Source organism: Micromonospora tarensis, assembly GCF_016803395.1.
Classification (GTDB): Bacteria; Actinomycetota; Actinomycetes; order Mycobacteriales; family Micromonosporaceae; genus Micromonospora; species Micromonospora tarensis.
The window spans coordinates 1-12,729 of sequence record NZ_JAEVHL010000191.1; the positions used below are offsets into that span (position 1 = coordinate 1).

The window sequence follows — 12,729 nt, forward strand, 5'->3', positions numbered from 1 at the left end:
GCGGGCGGGCGGCACACCCGCTACGAACTTGCCGACATCCGCATCCGGCATGCCCTCGACGACCTGCTCGGTCTCGTCCTGGCCGTCGACCCGACCGCGGCGGCGACGTCGTCCGACTCGGGGAGGTGCAGACGGCCCGAAGGCTTCACCAGGTAGCCCACGGCGTGCACCCTATCGTTGTCGATGCCTGCCGGCCACTGTGGTGCGGACCTCTTGCCGGCCGGGTTGGCACCCGATCGTCGAGACGAAGGCGACGACCCGGAGTCAGCTGACGCAGAACTCGTTGCCGTCGGGGTCGGCCAGCATGACGGCGCCGTCCGCACCGACCTCGACCCGGGTCGCCCCGAGGGCGAGCAGTCGATCGACCTCGGCCCGCTGATCGCCACCGGGCGGGGCCAGGTCGAAGCGTTGCCGGTTCCTCGCCAGTTTCGGGGCCAGGGGCGGGCCTCCCCACGCGACCTTCGTGCCGCCGCGCGGCGACTGGATCGCCGTTTCCTCGTCCTGATCCCACACCAGCGGCCAGCCCAGCGCCTCACTCCAGAAGAGGCCCACGTCCCGGGTGCCGTCACAGGCCAGCTCCCCGAGCAGGCCGCACCCGGCGAGGAAGCCGTTCCCCGCCTCGATCACACAGAACTCGTTGCCCTCGGGATCGGCCAGGACGATGTGCTCTTCCTCGGGGAGTTGCCCGACGTCGAGGTGGCTGCCGCCGAGCTTCAGCGCCGTCGCCACCCGGTGCTGTTGGTCGGCGCTGCTGGCGCTGGTCAGGTGCAGGTGGATGCGGTTCGGCCCGAGCTTCTTCGCCTGACTCGGCACGATTCGCAGGCTGACCTGGGTGTCATCGCCGGGCAGGAGGGCGCTGCCAGAATCCTCGATGACCTTCCTGTCGAGCAGTCCGGCCCAGAACCGCGCGAGGCGAGCCGGCTCGTACGCATCGAAGGTCACGGTCAGCGTTGGCGAGAGCATGTCGGCACCGTAGACACCGGCCGGCACGCCGACAAGCGGTTTTGGAGAGGGCGCACAGCGTGAACGAACAATCAGCGGCAGTCACCATGCACATCTACTGCCGGGTCGAGGTGGTCGTCACCGACCCCGCGGCGGTCACCGCCCACGCGGTCGCCGACCTGCGTGCGGCCGACATCGACTGGTCCACTGAGGAGGACGACGTCGAGACGGCGGCCGAGGAGCTACGGTCCGATCTCGCCCTCTCGTTGGCGGGCGTGGTGGACATCAGCCGGCTCGGTGACGGTATCCCAGGTGTGGAGTTTCGCGGTGGTCTCTGCTGGGCAGAGCAGGGACGGCCCGCGATCCGTACCGCGCTCACGAGCGGGAGCAGCAGGATGGGCGGCATGGTACAGACCGAGCCGGGTAGGAGAAACGGCACCAACCGACGTGGCCCGGTCCCTGCCGGAGCGTCCGGTCGGCGGCCTGCTCGATCGGCGGTCAGAGGGCCGGGGCGAGGGCGACGGTCTCGCCCCGGTTGATGGTGCGTACCTGCTTCGCCCAGCCACGACTGCGGGCCTCGTCGACGAAGTGCGCCAAGGGAGACCGGAACACCGGGTAGTCGTCGTAGTGGATTGGCACGGTCAGCTGCGGCCGGATCAGCTCCACCAGGTCGGCACCCTGCCGGGCGTCCATGGTGAGCAGGATTCCGGCGATCTTCGTGCCGCCGAGGTGGATCAGCATCGCGTCGATGTCCGGGTACCGCTCTGGGATCGCGGTCAGCAGCGGTCGGTTGAGGGTGTCACCGGTGACGTAGAGGCGGAACTCGCGCCGCCCGGAGCGTTCCAGGTCGATCATCGTGCCCATCACGTCGGGCATCAGGAGGTCGAGGGCGCCCGGACCGTGCTTGCCGGGCATCGAGGTCAGCCGTAGCGTCGTACCGTCGCGGTGCAGTTCCCGGGACGACCAGGTCGGGAGGCCCTGCGCGGCCTGGAAGCCCCAGTGACGCAGCTTGCGCTCGGCTGCCGGGGTGGTGACGATTGGCAGCTCGCGGTCCAGCTCCCGGCGGGCCACCCGGTCGAAGTGGTCGCCGTGTAGATGGGACAGGACCACCGCGTCCAGTTCCGGAAGCTGAGCGATCCGCAGCGCCGGGTCCGTGCGTCGGCGCGACCACAAACCCTTGCCCAGGTACGCGCGTTGCCCCCGATGCAGGAAGTTCGGGTCGGTCAGCAGGGTGAACCCACCGATCCGCAGCACCGTCGTCGCGGTACCGATGAACGTCACCTCGGGTTGCTCCACCATTGTGCCCACCTCCTCCGGCTCCCGTACCCCGGTGAGCGGTGGGCATGCGACTTAGCTGTCCGTGGCCGCCGTGTCTGGCGGCCGGGCCTGGGGCACGTGCTCCATCAGCTTGGTGAGTGCGCCGTTGGCGAAGGTGGCGCCGAGCGCCGATCCCGCCCCGATGGTCCAGCCGACCGGCCCGAGCGGGGTGCAGCCGAAGAACTGGCTCAGACCCGGCGTCTGCACCACCACGGCGAGCACCCCCAGGGACGCCGCCGTGGACACCAGCACGGCCGGGCTGGTGCCGCCGGCCAGGATGGTCTGCCCGAGTTGGGTACCGACCAGCGAAACCAGGGCGACGGTGCCGGCCCGCTGGCGGCGTCCGGTGTACCGGGCCAACGTCCAGCCCGCCGTCGCGCCCAGGGTGGTGGCCGCCGCCCGCAGGCCGATCTCCCGGGTGAGGGTTTCACCGAGCGCCGCGTCGGGGCCCTCCCGGAGCAACCGGTCGGTGCGGTCCGACGCGGGTGGCCGGACCGCGATGGCCAGTGCCGGTGCCAGGTCGGTGAGCAGGTTGACCAGCAGCAGCTGTCGTCCGGTGAGCGCGGAGCGACCGGTCGCCGCGGCGGTGAGCACACTGAACGCGATCTCACCGAGGTTGCCACCGACCAGGATGCTGAGCGCGTGCCGCACCGACGACCACATCGCCCGCCCCTCGACCAGGGTGGCGATGATGGTCTCCAACCGGTCGTCGGTGACCACCAGGTCGGCTGCGGCGCGGGCGGCCGGGGTGCCACGTTGACCGAGGGCGATGCCGACGTCCGCCAGCCGGATCGCCGGGGCGTCGTTGGCGCCATCACCGGTCATCGCCACCGTCCGCCCGTGCTTCTGCAACGCCTGGATGATCCGCACCTTGTGCGCCGGGGTGCAGCGCGCCACCACGTCGGTGTTGGTCAACCGCTCGGCGAGCGCGTCATCGTCCAGCTGGTCGAGCTCACCGGCGGTGACCACCCGCTGTTCGTCGTGCTCGCTGATGGTGGCGGCGATCGCCTCGGCGGTGGCCGGGTGATCGCCGGTGATCATGATGGTGTGCACACCGGCCTGCCGGATCCTGCGTACCGCCGGGGCGGCGCTCTCCCGAACCCCGTCCGCGAGAGCCAGGAAACCCACGAAGGTCAGCCCCCGGATATCTTCGTCGGTCACCGTGGGGTCGTCCACCGGGCACTCGGCCACCGCCAGGATCCGGTTTCCCGCCCCGGCCCGGTCGGCGAGCATCCGCTCCAGCTCGGCGCGGCCGGCGTCGTCCAACGGCTCCTGGCGACCGTCGGTGCGCCGGGTCGAACAGCGGGGCAACACCGTCTCCGGGGCACCCTTGACGCTCAACAACAGCCGACCGTCGGTCTCGCCGATGCTCGCGTGGTAGCCCCGGGACGGCTCGAACGGCAGCCCGCCGGCAGCCCGCCAGCCGGCGGCACCGGTCTGCTCCACCACGCCGGCCTCGCCGGCTCCCCGCCGGACCGCCCGGTCGGTCTGCAAGGCCAACTCCTCGGGGTTGGCGGCGGCGGGAGTGGCCCGCAGCGCGGCGGCCAGCGTCAACCGCAGCCGGTCGTCCAACCGGTCCACCGGGGCGTACCGGTCGCCGACGCCGTCACCCACCCCGGCGAGCAGCAACTTGCCCTCGGTGAGGGTGCCGGTCTTGTCGAAGCAGAGCACGTCCACCCGGCCCAGCGCCTCGATCGTGCGCGGGTTGCGGACCAACGCGCCGTGCTCGGCCAGCCGTCGGGCGGCGGCCAGCTGCGCGGCACTGACCAGGAACGGCAGCCCCTCGGGCACCGAGGCCACGGCGAGGTTCGCGGCGGTCGCCGCCGTTTCGGCCAGGGGTACGCCCCGAAGCAACCCCGCGCCGGCCACCGCCACCGCCGAACCGGCTGCCAACGGGATGGCGGCGCTGGTCAGCGAGCCGAGCCGAGCTTCCACGCCGCTGGCCGGCGGCGCCTGGCGGACCAGTGCCAGGCTGCGTCCGGACTCGGTGTCGCTGCCGGTGGCCACCACGACAGCGGTGCCGTGCCCGGCCGCGACGGTGGTGCCCTCGTACAGCATCGAGTGCCGGTCGGCGATGGCGGCGGCCACCACCGGCCGGTTGGACTTGGCGACCGGCAGTGACTCCCCGGTCAGCGACGACTCGTCCGCCTCCAGGCTCACCGAATCGAGGACCCGGCAGTCCGCGGGCACCGAGTCACCCGGTTCGAGGGCGATGACGTCCCCGAGAACCAGATCCTCGGCGGCGACCACCTGCTCGGCGCCGTCCCGACGGACCCGGGCGGTCACCGCCGAGCGGGACAGCAGCTCCGCCAGCGACCGTTCCGTGTTGCGTTCGTGCACCGCGCCGATCAGGGCGGACCCGCCGACCACACTGCCCACCAGCGCCGCGTCGACGAGCGAGCCGAACGACGCGGAGAGCACCGCCCCGGCGGCCAGCACCGGGGTCAGCGGGTTGGACAGCTCGTCCACGAACGCGCGGAGCAGCCCGCCGCTGCCCGGTGTGCCACCGTCGCTCGTGCGACGGTCGCCCTGGCGGCGTCGCACCTCGGCGCTCGCCAGACCGTCCGGAGTGGAGCGAAAATGGTCGAGGACGGTGCGGACCGGCATCAGGTGCCAGGCGGTCGCCACCGGCGCCGGGGTGTCCGACTGGTCATGCAACCGACGGGCCTGCCAGACCCCGTTCGCGAAGGCCAACCCGGCGGCGCTGTTGACCGCCGCGAGCGCCCGGTGCGGCAGTTGGGTCGGCGGGGCGGTGAGCGCGCCCAGCGCCCCGAGTCCGGTGCCGGCCATGGACAGCCGGATGTTCTGCTGGGCCGTCCGCCGGGCCACCCCGGTCGCCTCGATCACCAGGGTCACCACCCGCAGGTCCGCACCGACCAGCAGGTGCGCGCCCCACGGCGGCAGCTCGTCCGGACCGGCGAACCCGAGACCGCAGTCGGACGCGCCCAGCGCCTTGCGATCCGCGGAGACCAGCATCACCACGGCGCCCTCGCGCTGCAACGCGCGTACCGACTCGACCAGCCGGTCGCCGCCGGGCAGCATCGCGTCGGCGAAGCCGTACCGCTGCTCGTCACCACCGGCCACCACCAGGCGGAGGCCGGCCTTCCGGGCGGCGGTCGGGAGGCCGTCGACGCCGGGCGCGGGCTCCGGCTCGACCCGCAACAGCGCGGCGAGCCGGTCGCCGTGGGCGAGGCCGAGCAGCTGGCCGTTCGCGGAGCGGAGCCGGGTGGCGTCCTGAATGTCGTCCAGGTTGCTCGTGGGCAGCTGGTCCAGCGGTCCGAGCCGCCAACCGTCCGCCGCCCGGGAGGCACCCGGGTCGTCGGCGTCGAACAGCGCGAAAGCCCGCTCGGCTATCTCGTCGACGTCCGTGTCGGGGGCCGGTGCCAGATCGGCCAGTACGCCCCGGTCCGAGCCGAGCACCGCCGCGTCGAGCACGAGCGTGTCGATCCGGTCCAGCTCCCGCAGCACGCCGCGGTCCATCGCGATCACCCCGCGCCGGGCCAGCATCCGGCCCAGCTGGGCGGCGTAGCCCTCGCGACCGCTGCCGGGGGCCTTGGGCAGCGTCGACAGGCCCAGTGCGGTGGCCCGCTTGGGTCCGGCGAACGGCACCGCCGCCGCGCCGGCGGCGGTACCCGCCGCGAGCATCCGGTTGATGTACCGCTCGACCGGGCCGGCCGGCTTCGGTCGGGGACGTTCGTCCACCGGCCAGCGCGCGACGGCGCGTTCCGCGTCGCCGGTCAGCCGTGGCTCGGCCCGTTCCCAGGCGGAGAGCTGGGCCCGCGCCTCACCCCACTGCACCAGCCGCTGCGCGCCGTCCAGGACGATCCCGGTCCACCGTCCGGTCAAGCCCTGCGCCACCGCCTCGGCCAGCGGGAAGAGGATGTCGGCGCGGGGGTCGGAGCGCAGCCGTTTGCCGATGAACTCGTGCACCTTCGGTTGGAGGTCCGCCGCGGCGAGCAGGCCAGCCACCTCACCGGGCAGCGGCGCGAACGGCAGCACCCGGGTGGCGGCCGAGATGGTCAGCCCCAGCGCGTCCGAGGCGAGGGCACCCAGGGTGCGCGGGGTCCGGGGTCCCTCCTCGGGTGGGTGCGGCGGTGGGATCTCCGGGTCGGGTTCGTGGTCGCAGGTCCGCTCGACCCGGCTGATCGTGCTGATCAGGTCACGCAACGGCGGCTCGGGGGTCTGCACGGCGACCACCACCCGGCCCGACGGGGCGTTCACCCGAGCCCAGGCGACCCCGGGCATCCGCTCCAGCGCGCCCTCCACCTGACGCGCCAGCTGGTTGCCGCCCGTCTCGCAGACGCCGTGTACCTCGATGTGGTGCCGGCCCGACCGGGACCAGACCCGACGCCGGGACAACCCGGCCGTGCGGGCCAGCCGCGTCGCGGCCGAACTGACGGTCCGGGACGCCTCGCCGACCAGGTGCGGCACGCCGATGGACGGCAGAATGCGGCCGGCAGCGCGACCTGCCGCCGTCATCGCCATTCTGGTCCTCCCACCACACTGACGTCCGGCGGCCTGGCTTCCCGACCTGCCATCCGTTATGCCCCTCGAGTGGCGGAATTTCTCGGCACGGCGGGCGCATGGACGGGGTGGACCGTGGAATCCGACCACCATCACCGGACACGGGGAGGCCGGCATGAGTACGTTGACGCGACACCTCAACGGGGTGCACGAGAACGTCCAGATGTACAGCCGACGGGTTGAGTTGCCGATGCTGGGCGAGGTGGCGGTGCCGCCACCGGACAAGATCGCCTACTACGCCGGAATCGGAGTGCTCGCCGCACTCCAGGTCATCGAGTGGCCGATCGCTCTGGTGGTCACCGCCGGGCACCTGCTGGCAGACCAGCATTTTTCCGGTCTGATAGGCGGAGTCGGGGAGGCGCTGGAGAACGCCTGACGGCGAGAGCCGGATCACCCGGCGATTGACATGAATCCGGGTTGAGGTCGCATGCTCGGTCCATGCCGAGCACAGTCGTCACCGCGGTACCCTCCGCGCCGGGGTTGTTCGCGCCCCGACTGCGAGCGATGACGGTGGGCAGCGTCGCGTTGATCTCGCTCCTCGCGTTCGAGGCGTTGGCGGTCGGCACGGCGATGCCGACCGTCGCCCGCAGCCTGGACGGGCTGGCGTTGTACGGGATCGCGTTCGGTGGACCGTTCGCCACCGGTGTGCTGGCCATGGTGGTCTCCGGCATCTGGTCCGATGCCCGAGGTCCGCGCGCGCCGATGTGGCACGGGGTCGCCTGGTTCGTGGTCGGGTTGCTGATCGCCGGGACCGCCCCCGTGATGAGCGCGCTGGTCGTCGGGCGGGTCGTGCAGGGATTCGGTTCCGGGCTGCTCTCGGTGGCGCTCTACGTGATCGTCGGGCAGGCGTACCCCCAGGAACTGCACCGGCGGATCTTCGCGGCGTTCGCGGCGGCGTGGGTCGTACCGTCGCTGGTCGGGCCGGCGGTGGCCGGTCTGATCGTGGAGCACCTGGGCTGGCGGTGGGTCTTCCTGGCGGTGCCGGCGGTGGCGGTGCCGGCGGTGCTCCTGATCCATCCGGGCCTGCGGTCGCTGGGCCGGAGCGTGACGACCAGCTTGCCGGCCGGCGCGGCGACGCGGATCGGCTGGGCGTGCGGAGCCGCCGTGAGCGCCGCACTGCTGCACGTCGGGGGGCAGCAGCGCGGTGCCACGGCCCTGGCGCTGGTCGGGGCCGCCGTGGTCGGCCTCCTCGTCAGCGCGCCGCGGCTACTGCCGGCCGGGTTCCTCCGGGCGGCCCGGGGCCTGCCCACCGTCGTCGGGCTGCGTGGTCTGGCATCGGCGGCCTTCGTCGGCGCCGAGGTGGTCATTCCGCTGATGCTCTCCCGGCAGCGGGGTCTCTCGCCGACCACGGCCGGGTTGGTCCTCACCGTCGGCGCGCTGGCGTGGTCGGTGGGCTCGTGGTTGCAGGGCCGGATCCCGGTGCCGACCTCCCGGGCCACCCTGCCACGCGTCGGGCTGATCTGCATCACGGTTGGCACCGCCACGGTGGCGCTGGCTGTCCGGCCCGAGCTGCCGGTGACGGTCGCCGTGCTCGGGTGGGCGGTCGCCGGCTTGGGCATGGGGCTGCTCTACCCCTCGCTGTCGGTGCTCACCCTGGAGTTGTCCGCCCCCGGCGAGCAGGGCCGCAACAGCTCCTCGCTGCAACTGGGCGACTCTCTCTTCGCGGCGACAGTGCTCGCGCTCACCGGGGCGGTCCTGGCCGCCGGCAGTGCGCCGGGTCCGGCCAGTTACACGGTGACGTTGGTGGTGGCCGCCGGCCTGGCGCTGTTCGGGGCGCTGCTGGCCGGTCGGGTCGTGGTCGGCGGGAGCCCGCGGCCGGGCGGATGATCCGTTGATTCGCGCGCGTTCGGCCTGCTCGGCCGGGAGGATGGCGGGCGATGAACTTCCTGACCCTGCTGCCGCTGGCCGTGGTCATGGTGGCCGGTACGCAGTTGGTGGTGGCGGTCTTCCTCGCCTCGTCGGACCGGCCTCGGGCGGCGTCGCTGAGTTTCCTCGCGGGCGCCGGGCTGGTGGTCTCCGCCGGGGTGACGGTGGGTTGGCTGTTGACCCGGTTGGTGGGCGGGCTGGCCGCCGACGCCAGCGCCCTGGCCGGGAAGGTCGATCGCGGCCCCGCCATCGACCTGGTGGTGCTCGCCCTGCTGGTCATCCTCGCCGTGCTGATCTGGGTGCGGCGGGGTCGTTCGGGGCCGCCGAGGTGGCTGGGGAGCATCGAGCACGCCGGGCCGCGTTCGGCGCTGCGGCTGGGCGCGCTGCTCTTCGTGGTGACGCCCACCGACGACCTGACCATGGCGACCGTCGGGGCGAGCGTGGCCCGGCACGATCTGCCATGGTGGCACCTGGTGCCGTTCGTGCTGCTCACCGTGCTGCTGCTCGCGCTGCCGCTGCTGGCGCTGCTGCTGCTCGGGGGGAGGGCGGCGCGGGTGCTGACCCGGATGCGGGACTGGGCCGAGCGGCACGCGTGGATCGTCAACGAGATCATCATCGTGTTCTTCGCCCTGCTGACCGTGCTGGACCTGCTTCGTTCGGAGGGTGGGAGGCCGGGATGAGGGTTCTGGTCACCGGAGCGAGCGGCCTGGGCCGGCCACCTCGCGGACACGTACGGGGGAACCGGCCGGAAATGAGAGCAACAACGGTTCACGTTCGCCTTACCGTGACGGCATGTTCGTTGTCGTCACCACGGTGATCCTCTACGTCTTCGGCTTCGTCTTCCTCTACGGCGTGATCCGGCTGGGTGTCCGGCACGCGTTCGAGGACCTGGAGCTGCAACGGGCCAAGGCCCAGCGGGAGGAGGAGTTGGCGGCCGCCCGCGACCGCTCCTTCCTGCGCGACAACGCTTTCCTCGCCGGCAGTTGAGTACCGGATCGGTGCGCCCCGGTCCGGTGGGGTCGCCGGGTCGGCTGGGAGCCGCCGGGCGGTCCGGCGTGGCGGATGCGAGGATCGCACCCGTGATGGGAACGCTGAAGACCGAGCCCGCCCGCGCCCGCCTGGACCTGCTCGCCCCGCCGGTGGCGGAGGCGATCGCGCAGTGGCCCGCCGACGCGCCGGTGGCCGTCGACGACGTGCTGGTCGCGCCGATCGACGCCGACCTCGCCGACACCGCGGCGTTCTGCGCCGCGTACGAGGTGGAGTTGGATGTGTCGGCCAACTGTGTCGTGGTGGCGGGGAAGCGGGACGGCGTGGTCCGCTACGCGGCCTGCGTCGTGCTGGCCACCACCCGGGCCGACGTGAACGGGGTGGCCCGCCGGGCGCTTGACGTCCGCAAGGCGAGCTTCGCTCCGATGGCCGACGCGGTCGAGTTGACCGGGATGGAGTACGGCGGCATCACCCCGATCGGGCTGCCGGCGCAGTGGCCGATCCTGGTGGACGCGCGGGTCATCGCCACACCGCACGTGATCGTCGGCTCCGGGGTGCGGCACAGCAAGATCGCGCTGCCGGGGCCGGCGTTGGGCGCGCTGCCCGGCGCGCGGGTGGTGGAAGGGCTGGCCAGGCCGGCCTGAGCAGGTATCGGCATCGATGTGGTTGCACGTGAAACATCGCTGCCGTCGATCTGTCAGCGCGCTGCCAACTCGCGCTGCTCGACCTCGGTGAGCGCGGCGAGCAGCGTCGGCACCTCCTGCGCGCCGGACACCGCGTACTTTCCGGCCAGGACGAAGGTCGGCACGCTGGTGATGCCCAGGTCCCGGGCGTGGGCCAGCTCGGCGGCGAGGTCGGCGACGCGCTCGTCCGAATCGAGGAACCGACGGGCGTCGGCGCTGTCCAGGCCGATCTCGCCGGCCACTGTGGCCAGCGCCTCCCGTGAGCCGACGTCGACGCCGTGCTGGAAGTGCGCCTGGTAGAGCGCGTCCACCAGCTCGGCGGCCCGCCCGTGCTCGGCGGCGTAGGAGACCAGCCGGTGTGCGTCGAAGGTGTTGGCGATGACCGCCCGCTCGTAGTTGAGGGGTAGCCCGTCCGCCGCCGCGACCCGGGTCACGTGGTCGACCAGCTGCCGGGCACGCTCCGGACCGCCGAACTTGGCGCCCAGCGCCGCCACCAGCGGGCGAGGCTCCGGCACCGGCGACGGGTCGAGCTGGAACGGCCGGTACCGGACCGTCACCTCGCCCTGGTAACTGGCCAGGGCCTCATCCAGGCGGCGCTTGCCGAGGTAACACCACGGACAGATCACGTCCGCGTAGATCTCGATCTCCATGATCGGTGGCAACCTCGCGGTCAGCCGAGTTGTTCCCTGATCTGACGCTTGAGGCGGCCCAGGATCGCCGTGCCGCCGCGTACCCGCAGCGGGCTGATCGCCTGCGCCAGCCCCATCCGTTGGTAGAGGTCGTCCGGCACGGCCAGCACCTGCTCGGCGCTCGCGCCCGCCAGCCCTTCGGCGAGGATCCCGGCGAACGCCCGGGTGGTGGGCGCCTCCGGCGGGCAGTCGAAGACCGTCTCCACGGTGCCGTCGGGGGTCACCCGGGCGCGGAGGAAGAACGCCGTCTGACATTCGGGCACCTGCTCCATGCCCTCGCGCTCGGCGCTGCCCTCGGGTAGCGCCGGGATGACGTCCGCGTACTCCAGGAGCATCTCCAGCACCAGGTCGCGCGGCGCGGCCGCGAACTCGTCGACGATCTCGGCCAGTCGGGCCGGCATGTCAGCCATGCGTCGAGGCTACCGCCGGCGGGCGGAGGCCCCGGTCACACCGTCGGCGACTGCTCGCTGATCTCACTGAGCGCGCTGGTCGGGTCGAGCTGCATGGCCAGGTCGCCGAGCGAGACGATGCCGACCAGCTTGCGGTCACTGTCACAGACCAGCACCCGACGGATGCCCCGGTCCCGCATCAGCGCCGCCGCCTCACCCGCCGTGCAGTGCTGCTCGATCATCACGACCTCACGGGTGACGATCGAGCCGATGGTGGTGGCCGCGGGTGAGCTGTTCTCCGCCACGGCCCGCACCACGATGTCCCGATCGGTCAGCATGCCGGCGAGGCTGGCACCGTCGGTGACCACCACGTCGCCGATGTCCGCCTCCTTCATCACCCTGGCCGCCTCGTCCAGGGTGGTCTCCGCCGGCAGGTACACGACCTGCCTGGTCATCACGTCACTGACCCGGTAACCGGTCATGAGAGCCTCCGAAGACGTATCCACCCGATCCGACTGCACTACCCCGTGACACGGCGGCTACACCAGGTTTCCACGCTCCTGGCGTACCGCGTCGACGAGCCGGTCCACCAGGCCGTCCAGTGGCAACTCGGTGCGCTCGTCGCCGGCCCGCTCGCGCAGCTCGACGTACCCGTCGGCGAGTCGGCGGCCGACCACGACGGCTCGCGGGATGCCGATCAGCTCGGCGTCGGTGAACTTGACCCCGGCCGAGACCTGCGTGCGGTCGTCCACCAGCACCCGCAGGCCGGCGGCGGCGAGTCGTCCGCCGATCGCCAGCGCCGCGTCGAGTTGCGGGCCCTTGCCCGCGACCACCAGGTGTACGTCGCACGGCGCGATCGCCGCCGGCCAGACCAACCCCCGGTCGTCGTGGTGTTGTTCGGCGACCGCCGCGACCGCCCGGGACACCCCGATGCCGTAGCAGCCCATGGTCGGCCGAACCGGCTTGCCGGCCGGCCCGAGCACGTCGACCGCGAAGGCGTCGGTGAAGCGACGGCCGAGCTGGAAGATGTGCCCGATCTCGATGCCCCGCCGGATGGTCAACTCGCCGGCCGCGCAGTCGGGGCAGGGGTCGCCGGCGCGCACGTCGGCGGCCTCGATGATGCCGTCGGGTGTGAAGTCGCGCCCGCAGACCACGTCGGTCGCGTGCCGGCCCGGCTCGTTCGCCCCGGTCAACCAGGCCGAGCCGGCCACCACCCGGGGGTCGACCAGGTAGCGGATGCCCAACTTGTCGAGCAGCTGCGGCCCGATGTAACCGCGCACCAACTCCGGATGGTCGGCCCACTCCTCGAAGACGCTCACCTGGGCCGGGTGC

12 protein-coding genes are annotated in these 12,729 nt (G+C 72.5%); 5 read left to right on the forward strand and 7 right to left on the reverse strand.

Going from position 1 to position 12,729, the window contains the following annotated elements; all coding sequences use genetic code 11:
* Positions 1-264: 264 nt before the first annotated feature.
* The 3 genes from JM949_RS26775 to JM949_RS26785 form a co-directional block, all read right to left on the reverse strand.
* Positions 265-963 carry a VOC family protein gene (locus tag JM949_RS26775; protein WP_203151020.1) on the reverse strand — a complete coding sequence of 233 codons (699 nt, stop codon included), beginning with the start codon at positions 961-963 and terminating at the stop codon, positions 265-267.
* 477 nt (positions 964-1,440) lie between these two features.
* On the reverse strand, positions 1,441-2,241 hold the full coding sequence (locus JM949_RS26780) for an MBL fold metallo-hydrolase (protein ID WP_203151021.1): 801 nt from the start codon (positions 2,239-2,241) through the stop codon (positions 1,441-1,443).
* Positions 2,242-2,292: 51 nt separating this feature from the next.
* Positions 2,293-6,738 carry a cation-translocating P-type ATPase gene (locus tag JM949_RS26785; RefSeq protein ID WP_203151022.1) on the reverse strand — a complete coding sequence of 1,482 codons (4,446 nt, stop codon included), beginning with the start codon at positions 6,736-6,738 and terminating at the stop codon, positions 2,293-2,295.
* 160 nt (positions 6,739-6,898) lie between these two features.
* Here JM949_RS26785 and JM949_RS26790 point away from each other — a divergent pair, with 160 nt between their 5' ends.
* The 5 genes from JM949_RS26790 (at position 6,899) to JM949_RS26810 (ending at position 10,280) form a co-directional block, all read left to right on the forward strand.
* A complete protein-coding gene (locus JM949_RS26790) occupies positions 6,899-7,159 on the forward strand; it encodes a hypothetical protein (protein ID WP_203151023.1) in 261 nt (86 codons plus the stop codon).
* Between the two features lie 62 nt (positions 7,160-7,221).
* Positions 7,222-8,610, forward strand: coding sequence for an MFS transporter (locus JM949_RS26795; RefSeq protein ID WP_203151024.1), 1,389 nt, complete (start codon positions 7,222-7,224; stop codon positions 8,608-8,610).
* Positions 8,611-8,660: 50 nt separating this feature from the next.
* Positions 8,661-9,329 (forward strand): GAP family protein, encoded by a 669-nt coding sequence (locus JM949_RS26800; protein ID WP_203151025.1) that lies wholly within the window; start codon positions 8,661-8,663, stop codon positions 9,327-9,329.
* Positions 9,330-9,441: 112 nt separating this feature from the next.
* Positions 9,442-9,636, forward strand: coding sequence for a hypothetical protein (locus tag JM949_RS26805; protein ID WP_203151026.1), 195 nt, complete (start codon positions 9,442-9,444; stop codon positions 9,634-9,636).
* A gap of 95 nt (positions 9,637-9,731) precedes the next feature.
* The gene (locus tag JM949_RS26810; protein WP_203151029.1) at positions 9,732-10,280 is read left to right on the forward strand and encodes a YbaK/EbsC family protein; all 549 of its coding nucleotides are present in this window, start codon (positions 9,732-9,734) and stop codon (positions 10,278-10,280) included.
* Between the two features lie 53 nt (positions 10,281-10,333).
* Here JM949_RS26810 and JM949_RS26815 read toward each other — a convergent pair whose 3' ends face one another.
* The 4 genes from JM949_RS26815 to JM949_RS26830 all read right to left on the reverse strand — a co-directional run.
* Positions 10,334-10,969, reverse strand: a complete 636-nt coding sequence (locus JM949_RS26815) for a DsbA family oxidoreductase (RefSeq protein ID WP_203151027.1) — start codon at positions 10,967-10,969, stop codon at positions 10,334-10,336.
* 20 nt (positions 10,970-10,989) lie between these two features.
* Positions 10,990-11,418: a SufE family protein gene (locus JM949_RS26820; RefSeq protein ID WP_203151028.1), complete on the reverse strand. Its 429-nt coding sequence runs from the start codon at positions 11,416-11,418 to the stop codon at positions 10,990-10,992.
* Between the two features lie 35 nt (positions 11,419-11,453).
* A complete protein-coding gene (locus JM949_RS26825) occupies positions 11,454-11,879 on the reverse strand; it encodes a CBS domain-containing protein (protein WP_099849526.1) in 426 nt (141 codons plus the stop codon).
* Positions 11,880-11,936: 57 nt separating this feature from the next.
* Positions 11,937-12,729, reverse strand: a 793-nt coding sequence (locus tag JM949_RS26830; protein WP_238433948.1) for a His/Gly/Thr/Pro-type tRNA ligase C-terminal domain-containing protein, incomplete at its 5' end; no start/stop codon positions are given.